Annotated in this window: 20 protein-coding genes; 14 read left to right on the top strand and 6 right to left on the bottom strand. The window is 27.3% G+C overall.

Annotated elements, in window-relative coordinates:
• Window positions 1-491 (top strand): hypothetical protein (locus ACWXVM_RS02585; RefSeq protein ID WP_455994199.1); only part of this gene is annotated, 491 nt, incomplete at its 5' end.
• Between the two features lie 26 nt (window positions 492-517).
• Here ACWXVM_RS02585 and ACWXVM_RS02590 read toward each other — a convergent pair.
• Both ACWXVM_RS02590 and ACWXVM_RS02595 read right to left on the bottom strand, forming a co-directional pair.
• Window positions 518-946 (bottom strand): bis(5'-nucleosyl)-tetraphosphatase, encoded by a 429-nt coding sequence (locus ACWXVM_RS02590; protein WP_438340679.1) that lies wholly within the window; start codon window positions 944-946, stop codon window positions 518-520.
• Window positions 933-1460 carry a hypothetical protein gene (locus ACWXVM_RS02595; protein ID WP_455966076.1) on the bottom strand — a complete coding sequence of 176 codons (528 nt, stop codon included), beginning with the start codon at window positions 1458-1460 and terminating at the stop codon, window positions 933-935. Before ACWXVM_RS02595 ends, ACWXVM_RS02590 begins: the two co-directional genes overlap by 14 nt.
• A 268-nt stretch (window positions 1461-1728) precedes the next feature.
• Here ACWXVM_RS02595 and dnaX point away from each other — a divergent pair, with 268 nt between their 5' ends.
• The 6 genes from dnaX to rsmI are packed head-to-tail and all read left to right on the top strand — an operon-like array spanning window position 1729 to window position 6837.
• On the top strand, window positions 1729-3699 hold the full coding sequence (dnaX, locus tag ACWXVM_RS02600; RefSeq protein ID WP_455994201.1) for a DNA polymerase III subunit gamma/tau: 1971 nt from the start codon (window positions 1729-1731) through the stop codon (window positions 3697-3699).
• Window positions 3700-3728: 29 nt separating this feature from the next.
• On the top strand, window positions 3729-4022 hold the full coding sequence (locus ACWXVM_RS02605; protein ID WP_438340682.1) for a YbaB/EbfC family nucleoid-associated protein: 294 nt from the start codon (window positions 3729-3731) through the stop codon (window positions 4020-4022).
• Window positions 4022-4612 (top strand): toprim domain-containing protein, encoded by a 591-nt coding sequence (locus ACWXVM_RS02610; RefSeq protein ID WP_438340683.1) that lies wholly within the window; start codon window positions 4022-4024, stop codon window positions 4610-4612. The genes ACWXVM_RS02605 and ACWXVM_RS02610 overlap by 1 nt, the downstream gene beginning before the upstream one ends.
• Window positions 4613-4620: 8 nt before the next feature.
• Complete coding sequence (gene tmk, locus ACWXVM_RS02615; RefSeq protein ID WP_455966070.1) at window positions 4621-5262, top strand: dTMP kinase; 642 nt, start codon at window positions 4621-4623, stop codon at window positions 5260-5262.
• On the top strand, window positions 5262-6140 hold the full coding sequence (locus ACWXVM_RS02620) for a hypothetical protein (RefSeq protein ID WP_455994203.1): 879 nt from the start codon (window positions 5262-5264) through the stop codon (window positions 6138-6140). The genes tmk and ACWXVM_RS02620 overlap by 1 nt, the downstream gene beginning before the upstream one ends.
• Window positions 6130-6837, top strand: coding sequence for a 16S rRNA (cytidine(1402)-2'-O)-methyltransferase (rsmI, locus tag ACWXVM_RS02625; RefSeq protein WP_444705043.1), 708 nt, complete (start codon window positions 6130-6132; stop codon window positions 6835-6837). The genes ACWXVM_RS02620 and rsmI overlap by 11 nt, the downstream gene beginning before the upstream one ends.
• A 42-nt stretch (window positions 6838-6879) precedes the next feature.
• Here rsmI and rpsT read toward each other — a convergent pair whose 3' ends face one another.
• Complete coding sequence (rpsT, locus tag ACWXVM_RS02630; protein ID WP_438340687.1) at window positions 6880-7143, bottom strand: 30S ribosomal protein S20; 264 nt, start codon at window positions 7141-7143, stop codon at window positions 6880-6882.
• Between the two features lie 150 nt (window positions 7144-7293).
• Between rpsT and ACWXVM_RS02635 the strand changes: the two genes are divergently transcribed.
• From ACWXVM_RS02635 to ACWXVM_RS02645, 3 genes are all read left to right on the top strand, one after another.
• Complete coding sequence (locus tag ACWXVM_RS02635; protein ID WP_455994205.1) at window positions 7294-7998, top strand: YgjP-like metallopeptidase domain-containing protein; 705 nt, start codon at window positions 7294-7296, stop codon at window positions 7996-7998.
• 14 nt (window positions 7999-8012) lie between these two features.
• Window positions 8013-8654 (top strand): hypothetical protein, encoded by a 642-nt coding sequence (locus ACWXVM_RS02640; RefSeq protein WP_455994207.1) that lies wholly within the window; start codon window positions 8013-8015, stop codon window positions 8652-8654.
• A gap of 179 nt (window positions 8655-8833) precedes the next feature.
• Window positions 8834-9571 carry a hypothetical protein gene (locus ACWXVM_RS02645; protein ID WP_438340690.1) on the top strand — a complete coding sequence of 246 codons (738 nt, stop codon included), beginning with the start codon at window positions 8834-8836 and terminating at the stop codon, window positions 9569-9571.
• Window positions 9572-9629: 58 nt separating this feature from the next.
• On the opposite strand, the gene thrS is transcribed toward ACWXVM_RS02645, so the two are convergent.
• Window positions 9630-11369 (bottom strand): threonine--tRNA ligase, encoded by a 1740-nt coding sequence (thrS, locus tag ACWXVM_RS02650; protein ID WP_455994209.1) that lies wholly within the window; start codon window positions 11367-11369, stop codon window positions 9630-9632.
• Window positions 11356-12360, bottom strand: a complete 1005-nt coding sequence (gene trpS, locus ACWXVM_RS02655) for a tryptophan--tRNA ligase (RefSeq protein WP_455994211.1) — start codon at window positions 12358-12360, stop codon at window positions 11356-11358. Before trpS ends, thrS begins: the two co-directional genes overlap by 14 nt.
• Window positions 12361-12613: 253 nt before the next feature.
• On the opposite strand from trpS, the gene ACWXVM_RS02660 reads away from it, so the two are divergent.
• Genes ACWXVM_RS02660 through ACWXVM_RS02670 form a run of 3 tightly spaced genes read left to right on the top strand, consistent with a single transcriptional unit; the run spans window position 12614 to window position 18043 of the window.
• Window positions 12614-12976 carry a hypothetical protein gene (locus ACWXVM_RS02660; RefSeq protein WP_455994213.1) on the top strand — a complete coding sequence of 121 codons (363 nt, stop codon included), beginning with the start codon at window positions 12614-12616 and terminating at the stop codon, window positions 12974-12976.
• Window position 12977: 1 nt separating this feature from the next.
• On the top strand, window positions 12978-16901 hold the full coding sequence (locus ACWXVM_RS02665; protein ID WP_455994215.1) for an AAA domain-containing protein: 3924 nt from the start codon (window positions 12978-12980) through the stop codon (window positions 16899-16901).
• A complete protein-coding gene (locus ACWXVM_RS02670; RefSeq protein WP_455994217.1) occupies window positions 16901-18043 on the top strand; it encodes a hypothetical protein in 1143 nt (380 codons plus the stop codon). The genes ACWXVM_RS02665 and ACWXVM_RS02670 overlap by 1 nt, the downstream gene beginning before the upstream one ends.
• 36 nt (window positions 18044-18079) lie before the next feature.
• Here the strand turns inward: ACWXVM_RS02670 and def are convergent, their stop codons facing one another.
• Complete coding sequence (def, locus tag ACWXVM_RS02675) at window positions 18080-18637, bottom strand: peptide deformylase (RefSeq protein ID WP_438340696.1); 558 nt, start codon at window positions 18635-18637, stop codon at window positions 18080-18082.
• Between the two features lie 102 nt (window positions 18638-18739).
• Here def and ACWXVM_RS02680 point away from each other — a divergent pair, with 102 nt between their 5' ends.
• On the top strand, window positions 18740-19993 hold the full coding sequence (locus tag ACWXVM_RS02680; RefSeq protein WP_455994219.1) for a hemolysin family protein: 1254 nt from the start codon (window positions 18740-18742) through the stop codon (window positions 19991-19993).
• Window positions 19994-20032 lie beyond the last annotated feature (39 nt).

The following is a 20032-nucleotide window of genomic DNA, read 5'->3' on the forward strand; positions in this document are numbered from 1 at the left end:
CAGTTGATTCAATCAATACTAACAATAATCTTATAAATAATATAAAAAATGAAGCTCCAAAAATTGAAATTGATTACAACGATCCTTCTGATGATGAAATTAAAAGAATTATTGACACGTTTTTTAATAAATACTTGTATAACAAATACGATAAGGCGAAAGAAGGAAAAGGACAAAGATTTGGATTTTCAATAGATAATTCACACAATAATAAGGATATAACTATCCATAATGATAATTTATACGATACTGAAGTGCCGAAAGATGAGCCTGAGTTAAATGTTCCGTGAGATGAGGATGATGAACCTAGTCAAATGCATACTCAACCAAAAACGCAATCTAAAAAAGAACAAAAAAGTGATTCTAAACCGAAAGTTCAAGATTTAAGCGGGCAATCAAAATGAGATAATTTTTATGATCTTTTCTTAGGCGGAATTAAGGGTAAAGGTCCAAACATTGAAATATATGACATCCCCGGCGGAAAGAAATAATAAAAAATCTGGATTAAATCCAGATTTTATTTATTATATTTTCAACAATTGGTGATGTAGTAATTTACAGCTTTTTGGAGCACTTCCCGGTTTGAGTCATGAGTAATGCGATTCACCATAGCTTCCTCAATTCCAACTCACTCAACTATTTCTATTTCTCCCGGCTTATTTTTTATATCAAAATTTTTTGGTTTTGCTAAAAAAAATATAACATCTTTAGTTGTGTTTTTGAATGGAGAATATGTTGTTTTTTCTTTAAAGCCATCGATGATTTCAATATCAACATTTGTTTCTTCTTTAACTTCTCTTAGTGTTGTTTCGATCTCTGTCTCATTTTTTTCCATATGTCCCTTAGGAAATGTCCAATGTCCGGCTGTTTGTTGAACAAGCAAAACATATAATTTAGATTCAATATTATTTAACACTACTGCGCCGCATGATTTAACGTATTTCATTTAAGATGCCACCTCTTTTTTTAATTGTAATATTTATTCCCAATATTGTAATTATATTTAAAATTAGAAGAGAATCAAAAATTAACTTGATTATTTTTAAATTCATGAATAAATTAATATTCTTTTCCCTACTATGTAGATTTTTTTGTAAGTAAGCATTTATTATAGCCTGGTGAGTTCCATTGATTAGAAATATTAGTAGAAAAAAAATTAAAATAAAAGCAATTAAAGCAATAACTAGACCAAAAACGGTTTTTAATAATTTATTATGATTAAGATTTTTTCTTTCCTTAAATATTGGCATATAACTAAGACTAGTTAACAACATAATAATATTTGTTAGTGTAATTATAGCTAATATTCCAATTAATAAATTTTTATTGATGTCTTTTTTTAATAATGCTGAAGCAATTATTTGTATAACGGATGCCAATAAAGCTACTATTACTAATACAAAGAAAGTGTAGAAATTGCGCTTAATTTGTGACTTGATTAGGTTATCAATTTTATTCATATTTATTATTATATATATTAAAATAAATACTTTTTACTATTAGTTAGAACTTAGTAAATGTTTTTTAATTTCAATAATAATAGTTTGTTTTATGTTAACATGATTTTTTTAAAAAAAGAAGTTTTGATAATTTTTGCTTATATAATTTAATACAATAATAGCATAGAATACCTTTGCTTTTTTGATAGACCTTTAACTAAAGGTTATTGTGTTTTTTAAATTTAAAACATTGGTATAAAATATATTATTTATGTTTAGGGAGAGTTCTGTGATCACAAAAAAATATTTAGCTCTATATCGTCAATATCGTCCAAAGACATTTGAGGAAATTTGTGGACAACAACACATAGTAGAGACACTAAAAAATATTATTCATGAAAACAAAATTGGCCATGCCTATCTATTTTGTGGTCCGCATGGTAATGGTAAAACTTCGACAGCAAAGATTTTTGCAAATGCTATTAATTGTATCCACCGTAGCTCAGAAAGTCCATGTTTAGAATGTATTAAATCGATTGATAATAATATTGATATTATTGAAATCGATGCTGCTTCAAATACCGGAATTGAAGATATTCGAGAACTTAAAGAGAAAATCAAACATTTGCCTACGAATGGTAAATATAAAATTTATATTATTGATGAAGTCCATATGTTATCAAAAGCAGCTTTTAATGCTCTTCTAAAAACTCTCGAGGAACCGCCAAAACACGCTATATTTATTTTAGCAACTACTGATCCTCAGAAGATCCCGCTAACAATATTAAGTCGTGTTCAAAGGTTTAACTTTAAAAAGATTGATAAAAAAGTATTATTTAATCAGCTTGTTAATATATTTAAGAGAGAAAATATAGTGGCAAAGGATGATGCCATTAAGTTAATTGTTGATTTGGGCAATGGCAGTTTTAGAGACACGTTAAGTATTGCTGATCAAGTCGCTATTTATTGTGCAAATGAAGAAATAACTAAAGAAGCAATAGAAAGGCTCTTCGGAATAGTGGATTTTCAAAATATCTGATACTTAATAAAATGTATATGTGCCAACGAGCATAAGTCTTTAATCGACAAGTTTAATTATTTGGTTGAAAATGGCGCTAGCATTGAAAAAATTGTTCTGCAAATATTTAAGGCATTTAAAGACTATATAATTATGAAAAAAACTCATGACGAATCATTATTAGAGTTTGCTAATAAACAGCAACTTAGTGAACTTGATATTGATGATGAAGCTTTATTTAAATATATAGAATTAATTCAAAGCGCAATAAGAGATTCAAAAAATTCTGATATTCCCAAAGAACTTATTGATCTTTATTTATTAAAGATGTCTTCTTATAAGAAAAATAATTTAAATGATGTGATTATCAAAAAAAATATTGAAGATAATAATTTTTCATTTAATAATAAAGAAAAAGTTCATCAAGATAATTTGAATAATGATTTCCAACTGGTTGATGACGAAATTGCTAATAATGATAATCATAAACAATTTAATTCAATTTTTGATCTTAAAAGCATTTCTAATCAATTTGAAGCTCCTAATGAAATTAGCACACAATCAATCAAAAAAGAGCTCAAAGATGTTGGAATTGAAGAAATAAATGTTGATCAATTGCTTGAAAAAACATCAGAAATTCTTACTGTAGAAACGGCCAAGGAATATGAGAATTCAGATTTATTAAATGATATTATTAGTGCTGAGTATAATGATCTTGCCCCTTCTAAGACTGTCGAAATCCTTAAGGCAGAGTTAGACCAAGATGAGGTTAATTCACTTGTTTTTATTTACCAATACGTGCGAATGAAGATTTATAATTACGATTCCAAGGCTAAGACAGATATTGATACTATGTATTACAATATGATTGAAAGAAGAATTAAGAAGGAACTTGGATATTTGATTCCTTTGTTGACAGATTTTAAAATATTTTATAGTATTGATGACCTCATTGTTTTAAAAAGTGAAGACATTGCAAGGGTTCATCAACTAAATTTAAAAAGAACTAGTCCTGATTTTATTGAGGCTGTTAATAGCATTTTTGGTAGATACACAAATGTTGTTGCAATAACGCGTAACCAGCTTGATAATGCTATAAAATATTGTAAAGAAAATTGAGCAAGCAAAAAAGGCGAAGAAATTAAAATTATTAATTTGCCAAATTTAGATAAGTATAAAAATAAACAAAATCCCAATGTAGAATTTGCTAAGAAATTATTTGGCGATATTGTGAAGACATAAGGAAATTAAAAAAAGTAAGGAGAATTATTATGAACATTAATGAAATGTTAAAGAATGCAAAGAGAATTCAAGGAGAAATGGAAAAGGATGAGCAAGCTGTTGCTCAACAAAAGTTTGTTGTTGAAAAGCAAGGAATCAAGGTTACAATGAGTGGCCAAAGAAAAATTACAGAGATTATTATAAATGAAGCATTAATAGATCCTGAGGATCCTGAATTAATACAGGATTTAGTTATGCTTGCAGTTAATGAGGCTCTTGAAAAAATTGAAGCTGCATATGATGAAATTGGGGCAAAGTATTCAAATAGCGGGTTGCCATTTTAATGAATTTACAACTTAGAGATAAAATCGTTGAAGCTCTAAAGATGATACCTGGTATTTCAAAAAAGCAGGCAGGCAAAATTGTGACTTATTTTCTTGAGGTTAATCCAGAATACACAAGTACATTGTTTTTGGATATTATAGACTTACAAAAGCAAACCAAGAAGTGTACACAATGCTTAGCATATACTACTAAGGATATTTGTGATATTTGTTTAGATAAAAAAAGAGGTAAAAAACTTTTTGTAGTCCAAGATAACAATGATATTGAAAAAATTGAGCAGTTGGACATTGAAAAAGGCAAATATTTTGTTTTTAATGAATATATCAATACTAAACAAATTAGTAATGAAACAACTAAAAAAATCAACCATTTATTAAGTGTAGCATCAAAAAATGACGAAATTATTTTAGCTTTAAATACTGATATAAATGGCCAAATAACAATGAAATTTCTTGAGAAAAAGATACGAGATGAATTAAAAAATAAGGATCTGTATCAGCTATCTGTTGGTATTCCTTTCGGAATGTCAATCGATGCCGCCGATCCGATTTCGTTAAAACAGTCAATATTAAACAAGAAAAAGGTGTAGGAGTATTTATGGGTCGAACAGGTAAATTTATTGCTTTTGAAGGCATGGACGGATCTGGAAAAACAACTATTATTCAAATGCTAAAGAATGATCTTATTAAGGATGGATTAATTGATAATTTTGTATTTACTAGAGAACCAGGATCTGCTTTTTCAAAAGAGGCTGAACACATTCGACAATTAATTCTTGATAATGAAAATTCATTTAGCTCGATGGTTGATGCTTTGCTTTTTGCGACAAGTAGACGCCTAAATCTTGAAAAAGGTATATGGCCTGCCTTGCAGGAAGAAAAACATGTAATTACAGATCGTTATACAACATCATCATATGTTTATCAAGGAGTTTTAGGTGAGGCTGGCTTGGAAAAAGTAGAAATAATTAACCAAATAGCAACAAATAAAACTGAACCTGATTTAATAATATTTTTTGATCTTGAACCTTCTGTATCGGTTGAAAGAATTACTAAGATGCGTGAAGGAATGGATAGATTCGAGACTTCCGATGTATCATATTATTTTTCTTTGCGAGAGGCTTATAATAAGGTTATTGCAAAAAACCGCTCTAGATACCGTGTTATTGATGCAAATTGTTCTATTATTGATTTATATGAGAAAGTTTTAGAAATTCTTAAAAAAGAAAATATTTTATAATGATTGATTTTGTTTTTAAAAAAATAATTGATAACTCTCTCTTAGAGCAAAAATTAGGGCAAGTTTATTTATTTTCATCAAAAAATATTAAAAGTTTTGATGAATATTTTTTATATTTTATTAATAATGTTAATGGTGAATGTTTTGAAAAAATTAGCGACATTAAACTAGGCGATATTTACTTTTATGTGGATGGAAGAAAAAATACAATTGGCAAAGAAAATATTCTTGATGTTATGAATGAAACAACTGAAACATCATTGTTATCTAAAAATAAGAAAAAAATACTAATAATTGACACTGTTGAAAATGGTACACAGCAATCACTTAATAGTCTCTTAAAGTTTTTAGAAAATCCACCCCAAAACACCGTTGTTTTAATGTCTTGTAATTATATTTCTCAGGTTATAAGTACAATTAAATCACGTGCATTCATTATTGAATTAAATAATACCTTAAATACAAGAGATATTAATGAATTTAAGCCATTTAAGAATTTTTTTGTTCATACAAATAGTGAATATAATGAAGACATTATTCCTATTTTTACAGAATTAAGCAAGTCAATAGTTAATTCCAATAAAGAGCCGCAAAAATTATTAGTTAAAATTATTAGTCATTTTAATTATGATAATAAGGAAGTAATCATAAATTTTATGATCATGGCATTTATGGATATATATAAAGTAAAAAAAGGATTTAATGATTTACTAATCTTGAATGATTATAAAATACAACCAACATCATTTGATTATGTTCCTATTTATAAAATATTATGTGTTCTTCAAGAAACTAAAGTAAATCTAAAAAATGCAGCAAACTTTAATCTACAAAAGGCTATTTTATTGTTGAAATTAGAGGAGTTCTATGGAGTTTAAAATTTATATCGTTGGAACCCCCATTGGAAACTTAGAAGATATAACCTTACGCGCTATTAGAATTCTAAATGAAGTCGAAATTATCTTGTGTGAAGATATAAGAGTAAGTAAGAAGTTATTAAATAATTTTAAAATAACAGGCAAAAAATTGATTTCTTATCATAAGTTTAATGAGAAAGAATTGGCTCCCCGTGTTATTTCCTATATATTATCGGGAAAAAAAGTTGCTTTAATTTCTGATGCTGGTATGCCTTGCATTTCTGATCCTGGTTTTAATTTAATTAGTGAAGCGAATAAAAATGGAATTTTTGTCGATGTTATAGGGGGAGTTACTGCCTTTACTCACGCATTCATAAAATCTAACTTTGGATCTACATTTAACTTTATTGGTTTTTTGAAAGATAAAAGTGGCGAGAGAATTAATCAGTTAAAAAAAATTAACGAGGGTGTTTATGTGGCGTATATATCGCCATATAAGCTAATAAGTACATTAAAAGATTTTGATGAAGTTTTTTCTAAAAAAGTTGATATTTACTTATGCAAAGAGCTAACTAAACTTTTTGAAAAAGATTATCGCGGGACTCCAAATGAAATTATTAAATTATTAGAAAATGAGCCAATTAAAGGCGAATATGTAATTGTCTTTAATATTAAAAAAGAAAAGCATATTAAGATTAATAAATATGCAAAAAAATAAAAACCGGAATTTTCCGGTTTTTAAAAAATTATTTATTAAGAATTAATTCTTTGATTTAGCAATAAATGCATCTAAACGGCTAGCTTTTCTTGCACCATTATTTTGGTGTAAAACACCCTTTGAAACAGCTTTATCAATTTCATGGTGTGCTTTAGCAACTAATTCAGCTGCTTTTTCATCTTGTGATGTTGCTGCTAATTTAGCTTTTTTGATAGCAGTCTTTACAGTTGATTTAATAGCTGAGTTACGTGCGTTAGCTTTTTCGTTAGATAATATTGCTTTTTGTTTTGATTTAATGTTTGCCATTTTTTTGCCTTTCTTGCTAAAAAAAATAATTAGCATACTAATTTTACATAAAAACGCAATATTTTTTTGTATTTAGTTACTATTTTTGTTTTTTGTTACTTTTTTTAATAATTACACATTATTTATTTTAATTTATTAAAATATTTTTATATGAAAAGCCCTAATATGACTGTTTATAGAATAATAAATAAAGAAAAATATTTAATAAAACTTTATTATACTTACGATAATTCCTTTTTGCTATTGCAAGAAAATAATTATTATGTTTTGCAAGGTTCAATTATAAAATTATGCTCTAAGGAATGTTGAAGGTTTGTGGATGAAACAATATTAAAAATAACTCAAAAAATCAATATTGATAATCAATATTTTCTTGGTGTTGATTATAATAAGAAAACATTTTATTACTTAGGCAAAAAAGTTAATTTTAAAATAAGAGAAAATCTCATCATTTTTGATGATGAAAAATTTGAGTCAATAAAAATCTCTAAAAAAATAACTCCTTTGTTAGCTGAAACTTATGTAAATGATCAATTGAATAAAAAACTAATTGCCGTATTTAAAATTTATGCTGATGAAGCATATAAAAAAATTGTTGGTGAAGAATACAATCTAAAATTTATTGTTATGAAAAAAAATACTTCATGAGCTTCAATAAATATAAGGACGCATAGGATAAGCATATGCAATAAATTAATTCATTTTAGTGAAGAAATAATAAGATATGTTGCCTATCATGAGGTCTGCCATATAATTCATCCAAATCACTCAAAAGCATTTCGGGATTTGTTAGAATCATTTATCCCCAATTTTCGTGAACTTGATAAAAAACAAAAAAGACACATTTTAGTCTAAGGAGAAATTTATAAATGGAAAAACAAGCTGTGGTGTTGTTGATTGTTATTTACACAATGTTAGCAATAATATTAATCATTGACTTAATTTTTATTATAAGACATTTTAAAAATAAAAAAAGAAGTAAAATGCAAAATGAAGAAAGTGAAATTAATAAAGTTGATCTAAACACCGAAATTAAGAAAATAAGTAGGTTTATACCTAACACGAAATATATAAAGGAAGGTAAATATAGACCTGAAAAATTTGACTCCTTTATTAGTGGTGCCCTAATCATAAATAGCTATGGTCTTTTTGTTATTAAAAATATAAAAGATAATGCTATGCTAGTTGAAGGTGATTATAATAATCGTGAATGGTTTTTAACTACGCCCAAAGCCAAATATTGTATTAATAACTTGTTTTGGGATTTGAATAAAAATATTGATAATTTACTTCCTTTACTTCCTAATAATCTTCCAGTGATTGGCATTTTAATATTTGAAGATATCGATAAAATTGATATTAATAATTATCCAGGATATTTAGGCTTCTCTAAACTCAAAGATTTATCAAGTTTTATGAATGATGCAAAGCGCCAATTAAAGCCTATAATAACTCCTGAAAATGTTGAAAAAATTGTTGAATTATTAAATAATAAACGTCTTGAATTTTAGTTTGATGTTCTTATAAGAAGTATTGCTAAAACATTGCTTGTTTATTGAAAATGATTGCTTTTTTAGTATTTAGTATCTTAAAAAAATAAAAATTGTTTATATAAATGAATTAAATTATTTTTTTTGTCTATAATTAAAGCATAATATTATATAAAATATAAAACAATAGAAAGGAAATAATGACCAAAAGTAAACTAGAAAGATATTACATTTCTGAAAAGATTGGTGATGATAAAAAAGTGTCATTTAATTTCAAAAAAGCAAATCAAAAAATTTCAGGTAATTTTACTGAATTTGTTGATGCTGTTTCAGAATTTATTAGAGTTAGTGAAAAATCAAAAAATGATACTCGTGTGTGATTTCATCAAGACGGGGCATACCGTGGAAGTGTTGATATAAAGAAAGCTCGTAACATAATTGAAAAAATATTAGAAGTTAAAGTTGAAAATGAAAAGGCTATTGAATATATTGAAAAGGAGGATTTGGTGGATAAACCAATGCCAGTTAAAAAGATGAAAACTACCCCTATGATCGATTTAGAAGCAGAAGCATCACAAACAACTTTTTATGTTGAAAATATTGAAACAAGAAAGGCTTCACAAGTTTCGGCTCTTGATGTTAAATCATTTTCAAAATACATAACAATTATTGAAAAGGTTAAACAGTTAGGCAATACATTAGTTGTTTCATTTCATTTAGAAAACGAAGGCAATTCATCAATGACTCATGAATACATTATTACAGGTTTTGCTGAAGAAGCAATGAGCTCATGTTCATCATGCAAAGCAATGCCTCACAATAAAAAACTTGGTTTATGACGTGAAAAAAGAGCTTTCCTTGCTTTATTCACAATATTAACATTATTAATTATTGTTAACATTATTTTAATTGTATTACGTGTAAAGGCTATAATCTAAATTAGATATATAAAAAGTAAAAATTTTTAAAAAAGTTAGGGCTACCTAACTTTTTAAATTATTTTAATTCGCGTTTCAGCATTGATAATTTGGTTATAAATTCTTCTTTTGAATATATTTCGGTTTTTTCGCTGCCATATTCTCTTACAGCTAATTTGTTATTTTCAACCTCTTGGCGTCCGATAATAACTATAAATTTAGATTTTTGAATTTGTGCATCGCGAATTTTTTTATTTATTCTTTCGTTTCTTAAGTCAACATTAACATTAAAATCTAAATCCAAAAATTCCTCAAATAGAGATTGACAATAATTATTTAAATCACTTACAATTGGCATTATTGTAACTTGTCTTGGACTTAATCAAAACGGTAGAATACCTTTGGTTTGTTCCAATAATGTAGCGATAAATCTTTCATAAGTTCCAATTAAGCCACGATGAATTAAAACAGGTGTTTCAAATTCTTCATTATCATTAACAAACTTCATGTTAAATCTATGGGGGAGCAAGAAATCAAGTTGAAGTGTTGACATTGTTATTATTCTATTTAACGCAGTTCTAACTTGAAAATCGACTTTTGGACCATAAAAAGCTGCTTCACCTATAAATTCTTTGTATTCAATGTTTAATTCTCTTAATACTTCACGAAGGTCATTTTCGGCTTTGTTTCACATTTGATCATCCTTAAAGAATTTTTCTTCATCATTTGGGTCCCTTAAGGAAAGCGAAACATGGTCTATTTCAATTTTAAAATCTTTGAGTGCCTGTAGAATCATTTTATAAAGGTGTTTAAATTCAGATTTAATTTGGTCTGGTCTAACAAAAATATGTCCTTCGGTTAAATCCATAGATCTAACTCTTTCTAATCCAGAAAGGGCACCTGATTTTTCATAGCGGTACAACCTAGATTGTTCAGAATATCGTATAGGTAAATCACGATATGAACGTCTTGTTGAATTAAATAAGATTATATGATGCGGACAAGTCATAGGGCGTGCCACAAGAGTTTCATTATCCATCAATATAGGGCTAAACATAACGTCTTGATAATGTGACCAGTGGCCACTTATTTCATATAATTTTTTTTCTCCAAAGTGAGGAGTTAAAACCTCGGTGAAACCAAATTTTTTATCTAACTTTAAAACATATCTTTGGATTGAATTGTGAATTTTCATTCCATCCTCGAGTCAAATTGGGAAACCTTGGCCCGACAGTTGACTAAACATAAAAAGGTTTAGATCCTTGCCTATTTTGCGGTGGTCTCTTTCCCTTCTTTCTTTTAGAATTTCTATGTAATCATCAAGTTCTTGTTTAGTTTCTCACGAAGTACCATAGATTCTTGTTAACATTTTGTTATTAGAATCACCCTTTCAATAGGCCCCTGCAATTGATAACAATTTAAAATGCTTAATTTCTTTAGTATTTTCGATATGCCCACCGGCGCAAAGATCTGTGAATAAAATTTCATTAGTTTTTGGGTGTTTGAATTGAAAGAAGGTTATTTCTTTTTTTTCATTTACGAATTTATCATATAATTCTTGCTTGTAGGGTTGATTCTCAAAAGAGAAAAAGTCTTTTTCGACTTTTTTCATTTCATAGCCTTGTTCAGCTAGTTTTTTCATTGTTTTTTCAATTCGAGGTAAGTCTGATTCAAAAATTGGATTTTCAAATTCAAAGTCATAGTAAAAACCCTCCTCGATAGCAGGACCAATTGCCAGTTTTGTATTTGGATACATTTTTAAAATTGCTGCAGCTAATAGATGACTAGTTGAGTGATTTAATTTATTATTTGATTTCATTATTTAAACCTAGGCCTTTCATAAATTTTTTAAGAGTAATTGAAGCGGTTTTTGAAGCCTTTTGTGCTCCCTTTTTTGCTTTTTTTTCGATATCTTTTATTACTTCATTGTATTTTGTTTGAATTTTAGTTAAAAAATCTTTAACTAAGGTGCCCACTTCTTGCTTTAATTCACCATAATTTTTTTCTTTGAAATGTTGTTCAGCTTCCCTTAAGTCTATATCTTTAAGTGAAGAATAAATTGATAATAAATTTTTAATGCCCGGCTTATCGTCTGAGATGTAAATTTTTCCTTCAGAATCAGTAACTGCTTTCATTATTTTTTTATATCCTAATTCAGGATCGTCCAATAAATAAATTGCTGATTTTTCATTTGCATCTGATTTTGACATTTTTTTAGTTGGGTCAACTAGTGACATAATTTTTGCCCCAACTTCCGGTATATATGGCTCAGGAACCTTGAATTTAATATTGAATTTATTATTTAGTCTTTGGGCTATATTTCTTGTTAATTCAACATGCTGCTTCTGATCAATTCCGACAGGCACTAAATCAGCATCATATAAGAGAATATCAGCAACCATCAATGTTGGATACATTAAAAGTCCTGTTGGAATTGTTTCCATACCATTTGAACTTTTTACTTTTTGAGATTTATCTTTAAATTGAGTCATTCTGGATAATTCACCAATAGTTGTATTTGTTAAAATTAACCAGTTCATTAAACCATGTTCCATAACATCTGATTGAAAAAAAAGGGTCGATTTTTCAGGATCAATTCCACAGGCAATAAATAAAGCGTATATATTTTTACGATTTTCTTCAAGGATATGTGGTTCAATAGGGAGGGTTAGAGCATGGAGATCAGCGATAAATATATAGCTATCATAATTTTCTTGCAATTTAACCATATTTTTTATTGCTCCAATATAGTTTGCTATGGTTAATTTTCCTGTAGCCGTAATTCCACTTAAAACTCTTTTTTTGTCCATTTTGTGCCTTCTTTTTTTAATAAATTCTTGTATAAATTTTATAACTTTTTTAAAAATATCATATTAAATAATTTATTATTTAATAATCCAACATTATAACTTTTTTATGCTTAAATTAAGTTGAAAAAATAATTAATAAATTTTATTTGATATCTTTGTTGAAAATTACTATTAATTAAATGTTTTTTTGATATTAATTTTAAATTAAAATATAATTTAAAAGTAGAAATTTTTAAGTGAAAAAGGTGTTAATATGAACCCAAAAAACAAATTTTTATATATCTTTTTAATCATAGTTACTTTTGGATTTATTTTAATTTATTGAAAGAAAAGATTTAGACAAACCAAACCCAAGAATTATCTCTCAAAGGAAACTAAATTAAGTTTTAATTTTGATGTATTTGTTTCGCTATTAGGTGGAAAAGAAAATATTAAATCGGTATCAGCTACACAAAAAATTTTAAAAATTAATTTTCTTGATAAGGCCAAGATTGCTATACCGCAATTAAAAAATCTTGATGGTATAACCGGAGTTGCAATTCAAAGTAAAACTATTTCTTTTGTAGTTGGTAATGTAGCCAAACACATAGAGCACTTAATTAATGAGGTAAATTAAAATGAATAACAATACCAAATATCAAATGTTAATGGCTAATCTGCTAAATATTGATACCTTTGATTCTTCATTGTACAGTTCAATTGATAACGAAAAATATTTTGATGTGTTAAAAAATTTCGGTGAAGAAACTTTTGATCATATATACAATAACTTTAATATAAATTGCACGATTTCTGATATTGCAAATCGGATGATTGCAACAAAGGTTTATGAAGCTAAAAATAAGAATGAAGTAATTGCTATTTTTGAAGACTATAATAAACGAATTCCAGAAAATTTATTTAAGATGCTTGGTACAAATTTTGAAAAAGCAAAAGCCATTATTGTTGCTAGTCAGGAAACGGAGTTTCAAAAATCAGTTGTTAAGTGAAAGAAAATTTTAAATAAAGCGCAAAATATCAATATTGAAACCAATATTTGGCCTTTGCATATAGGCTTTTTCTATATATCAATAAAAACAGAAAATAAAACAATTTATGCTCCATTATTTTTTAAAGAGATATTAGTTGAAGTTAAAAATTCATTGGTCACCTTAAGTTCTAGTTCTGACATAAGAGTAAATAGCAAGCTAGTCACGTTCCTGAATCAAGAAGGCTTTTCACTCAATGTTGACTCATTTGATTTTAATAACCTATCAATTCGTGAAGTATTTGAAAGTTTTAAAAATGCTTGAAAACCACTCTTCAATATGCCCTTAACTTTGAAAGAAGGTATTAAAAATTTAACAATTGAAAATATTGAAAATAGCTCAATAGAATTTTATCCCGGAATAGTTCTTGGTTTTTATAATGTTTCGTCGGGATATTTGTGAAATCAAATGAAAAAAATTATTGAAAATGATGAGTTCGATGAGATTTTAAATCCAAATTTTAATAAGAATTTATATCGTGAAAAGGTTAATAGAGTAATTTTTGATAACAAGTTTAAGCTTTTTAAAATTCAAGAAACTAATTTTTCTCAGGATGTTGCAACAATCTCGTCACTATATCAGGATACAATTATTTGAGGTCCTCCTGGGACAGGGAAATCACAAACTATTTCTAATTTAATAACTAATATTATGACAAGAGGCTACACCGCCTTAGTTGTAAGCCAAAAGAAAGCGGCATTAGACGTTTTACGTAGCAGGCTAAAAAAGCTTTCTATTTTTTGCTTATTTGCATTAAATGATAAAAATCTGAGACCCGAGAATTTTTACAAGCCATTGCGTGAATTTATTCATTTGTTAGAAAATTATGAAAATTCAAATGCTGAAGAAGGTCTTAGTGTTTTTAGCGATGAAGATGAAAGTTATGTTGATAATGTAAATTTAATTAAGCAAACTAAAAATATAGATAATATCATTAATTTTTATAGCGCGGTAATGAATGGTAATTTTAGTGTGCAAACATATGAAAACCTTAAAAAAATGGATCATAATCTTAAATATAATCAATGTTGCGAATTTAGTGATAAGAAGCTAATTGTAAAAAAACTATATGAAAAAAATTTTAATAAGAAATGCACTATTTTTAGTATTATTCCTAAAATAATTAAAAACATGGCGGAAATAATATCGAATGATCAAAGTTTAATGACTATTGATATTGATGAGGCGCTTAAATATGTAAATCTTGTTTCATTTGAAGAAATTACTAACTTTGAAAAACAATATAAAAAAATTCTCAACAAAAAAACCAATTATTTAAATGATGATAAAAATATTGTTAAGATGCTTCTTGAAAAAACATTTGATCGGATGACCAATTTTAGTGATGAGCAAAAAATGCAATATACTTCCTTTGCTATGGCTATAAGAACTGGCCATTTAAAGCCTTACAAGTTTTTTCACAAACATAAGGAGATGATTAAGATATTATTTCCAATAATTATCACTACTCCTGAACTTGATTTGTCGATGTGATCTAAACAGGAGTTTGATTTTGCTATTCTTGATGAATCATCGCAAATGTTTATTGAAAAGGGCATTCCAATTTTATATTTAGCAAAGCGAAAAATTCTTGCCGGTGATAGCCAACAAATGCAACCCACAAGATGATTCTCTGCGACATATAGTTTTGATGAAGAAGATGACTTTGGCAATATTGAATCGTTGCTAGATTATGCTAGGGCAAGAGGTGTTTATTCGCTGCTATTAGATAAAAATTACCGTTCTAAAAAGGCGACATTAATGACTTTTTCATCAAAGCATTTTTATGAATCAAAACTTGATGTTATTGATAACTATGAACTATCGGTTTCTAATGAAAAAGCAATTGAGGTTTTTCAAGTTGATGGAACTTGGGATAATAGCATGAATGTTGCTGAGGGTGAAAAGGTTATTGAATTATGCAAGCAAAATCTTGAAAAATATAACAAAATAATCATTTTAGTTTTTAATGTTAAACAACAAGAATATCTATTTAATAGAATATTCGGAAATGATCCAGAATTAGAAGATGCTCTAAATAGTGAAAAAGTTGTTTTGAAAAATATTGAAAATATCCAAGGCGATGAAGCTGATTTGGTTATTATGTCAGTTGTGTATGATAAAAATACTGCTTTATATAACACATACGTTGCAAGAAAAGGCGGAAAAAATGCTCTTAATGTGGCAATATCACGCGCTAAAGAAAAGGTCTTTGTTGTTAAATCGATTTATGCCGATGATATTGAAATTACAGATCGATCAACAGCTGACATGATAGTATTTAAGGAATGATTAAAATTTCTTGACTTATCAATTGATGAGCAAAAAAATTATTTAGATGAGGTTGAAGATTTTTTGGCTACTAAAATTATTTCATTGCCCGAAGACATTAAATTCAAGGTTGATGTACTAGATGAACTTCGCAATTTTATTGATGACAAAAACCTTCAATTTCAGACAGATTACTCTGTTGGAACTAAAACCATCGATATTGTTTTAATTAATAAGCTTAACAACAAGCTTATTCAAGGATTTATTTTAGATAATTTTTTATATAAGAATGATTATCGTAAATATCTTATTTTTAGAGACAATATTAAGTTTCTTGAATCTAAGGAATATCCAATTATTACTATTTCCGAAATTGAATGGCCAATTATTAAAAATAAGATATTTGCATATTTAGAAGCATTGATATCACAACAACAAGTAGAAAATCAAGCTATTATAGAATTACAAAAAAATAATATGTATGAATTAAAAGAATATAAAGAAGTTAATTTTATTCCTCAATCTGGAGAAGAAGATATGAATATAGAAACTAAACTAAAAGATAATAATATTGTTAGCTTGAAAGAAAATAATATAAAAACAGGTGATGAAACGGCAAAAAACAATGATCATATTGATGACGTCGATGATTTTTATGTCGCAGAAATGGATAATCATAATCAAATAGCGGTTGAAATTGATGAATTCGAAGAACAAAATAATTATTTGGAAATTCATCCAGATGAGACAGATGATATTGACTCTCTTACTGATGATTTTAAGGTAGAACAATTTAAGCAAGATGATTTGGAAGTTGCTCAGGATAATGAAGATTATTCTTCCGATGTTATTATGAATTTAAATGAAAATACACATGAAGAATTCGAAGATAGTGAAGTTTCATTAAATAATTTATCATCTGATTTTTCGGAAGATGATACCTATATAATTGATCAAGAAAATGATGAAACTATCTCAAAAACTGAAATTAATGATTTTAAAATAAATTCCAACAAGATAAACAATGAGACAGATGAGTTTGATAATACTGAATTATTAGGATTATCTAGTGTTGAAGAAAATGATTTTGAATTTGAAGAATTAAAAGAAACTAATGTTAGAGCAGATCAGGAAAAACAGGTTGATTTTAAAAAGATAGAGAATACACCGGATAATATAATTGATGAGTTTGGTTTAGTTGATACTGATGAAAAAACAACGGAATTTGAATTTGGGGATTAATGAAAAAAGATAACAAAGATTTGGAATTTGATTGGGTTGATTCGATTGACAAGGATGTTAGTTTTGAAGACCAATTGAAACATAAAAAAGTTGCTCAACGTCTAACGAAAGCAAAGAAGATAAGAAAAATATTATTTTGATCACTTTCAGGTGGTTTGCTTTCTTCTGTTATTATTGCAACAGTTAGTATACAACTTACAAAACCTAAAAAAGCACTTATTTATTGGTTTAATAGTGTTAAAAAATACTCATTTAATTCAAATAATAATAAAAACAAAGATGTTAATATAAAAATAAACAACGATATAAAAATTGATGGCACTCCAGAAAGTGTCATGGCTAAAATTATTAATAATAGTGATTCTGATAATATTAGTCTTTTGTTTAAAAAAAATGTTCAAAAAGAAATAAGTGAATATGCAATTTTTGAAAATAAAAATTCTAATGTTAAATGGAAAATTGAATTTGAAAATTTTGTAATTGATACATTATCTAAAAATACATTGTTTGTTGATCTTGTTTTTAAACATCAAGAAGGGACAAATACTGAATTTGTTATTAGAAATTTTCCTATTTATACAACATTAAAAACAAAGCAATTCAATGAAGAAACAATAAAGAAAAAACAAGACCAATTTGATAGTAAATTTATTGAATCAATTAGGAATAAGGTCGCTTATAAGTTGCTTTTACCTATTGATGTAAAAGATAAATTTTCTAATGAAAAAATTAATAGATATAAAGCGGAATTTAGAAAATTTATACAAGACTTTAATGATAAATTTTCTTCTATTAAAAATGACTCATCAAAATTAATTGATTATTCTTGGGCTTTTGGTGAACCACACAAGATAAATAACGGCATTGAACAAATGACGGTTGTATCTAACTTTGTAACAGAAACTAATAATTTTTATTCCCCTATTTTATTTACATCTCCAATAAAAATTGAGGGTTTTGATAATGAAGATTGAAAAACATCAACACGAATAAAATTTAAGGGTAGAATTATTACCTTATCTACAAATAAAGAGAAACTAGGTAGATACCATTCTCAATATGGCATTTATATCGAACCTAACTATGGCAATAACCAAAAGGAAATAGAGTTTGATGTTCCATTATTTTTTGAAAAAGGTTAATAAGAAAAATAGGTTATTATCTAACCTATTTTTCTATTACAAAACTTGCAAATCTTTGTCTTTTGCTCATGGACTCTTTTTATTTATTCTATCTATAAATAATCCACCTTGTAAATGGTCAAATTCATGCTGAAATACGATTGCACTATAACCACTTGCTTCAAATCTTTTGTATTTCTTTTCCATATATGAATATCCATCAAAAATAACTCTTGCATATCTAGGGACTAAGCCTTCCTGATTTGGTCAATCTTCGCTAACACTTAGGCATCCTTCGCCTTCTGATAAGGCAATTTTATGCTCTGAGTGACCAATAAGTTTTGGGTTTATTATGGCATCATTAAAAATCACATTGTTATTATTATCAACTATCAGAATATAAAATATGTTTTTTGGTATTCCATATTGAATAGCTGCGACACCGACAGCTGGTCTAAATTTTGTATTTTGTTTTTGACTATCGCTGACATGAAAAATCATTTTTTCAATCAAATCAATATTTTCCTGTGATAAGGGAATTTCTACATCTTTTGATTTTTCTCGTAATATTTTTTTAGGTAATTGCACTATACTAACATCTTCAAATTTAAACATAATATAACATTATAAAATATTTAAATATAAATAATAATTATTTTTGCTATTATATAATACTAATGATAGTTATATTTTAAATTTTTGTATGGAGACATTTAGATGGACCTCGAACCTTGACATTACGCTTTATTAATAATTTTACTAGCCATATTGCTCGTTTGTTCTGGAATTTTTTCCGCAACTGAAACAGCATATACTTCTTTAACCAAGGCCAAAATCGAGACAATGATTGAAAAGAATCAAAAAAGATATAAAATAATTCTAAAACAGCATAATTTCTTTAATAGAACACTTGGAACCATTTTGATTGCTAATAATCTGGTAAATATTGGTTCTTCAACATTATTAGTTTATCTTTTAACACAAGCCTTTGGAGCTCCTAAGGCAGGCTTGGCATCAATTATTTCAACAATTGTAATGACACCAATTATTGTTTTATTTGCTGAAATATTGCCAAAATTGGTTGCAAAGCGCTATCCAGAAAAAACCGTTAAATCATTTTATTGGTTTATTGAAATGTTATATTGAATATTTATTCCCATAACATATCCTATTTCTAAAATTTGAAAGAAGATTTATATTACCAATACTGAGGAAGATGTTAAAAACTTATTAAATATCGCACATGATGAGGGTGTTTTGGAATTTAAAGAATCTGCAATGGCCCAAAATGTCTTAGATCTTGATTCAACTAAGGTTTCACAGCATTATATTAAAATGAAAAATGTGGATTTCATCAGTTCTAAGGCTACTATGCAAGAAGCACTAAAAATGTTTAGAGAAACTAATTATTCACGAATACCAGTTGAAAAAGATGGTAATTTAATTGGCATATTGTTGCTTAAGGATATATTTTTTCTTAAAAAAGGAAATATTTTAAATTATATTAAAACTGTTCCTAAGGTTTCTGCTAACTCAATCTTATCATCAGCACTTGAAAAGTTGAGACAATCGCGCGCGCAAATGGCCTTCGTTACCGAAACTAACAGTGATGATAAACCAATAGGTATTATTACTATCGAGGATATTCTTGAAGAAGTTGTTGGCGAAATATATGACGAATATGACAATGATGAACAAATCTACGAAATTAGTCTTGAAAGATGCGAAGCTAAGGGTTCTGTCTTAATGAAGGTTCTATGAAAACAATTGGAGCTTTATGAATATCTCGATTATCAATTAACTGATAAGGAAAAGAATCAAACACTTTCAAGTTGGATTGAGTCAAAAAAAGGTCATTCATTAAGAAAAAATACCAAATTTGAACTTGAAGACAAAATAACGTTTTTGGTATTAGAAAAGAAGTCAAGAGAAAAAAAATATGATTATTTCGAGATAGATTGAAGCAATTAGCTAAATTTAAAAATCCGGAAACTAATTTCCGGATTTTAT

This window comes from Mycoplasma sp. 2261 (genome assembly GCF_053851575.1).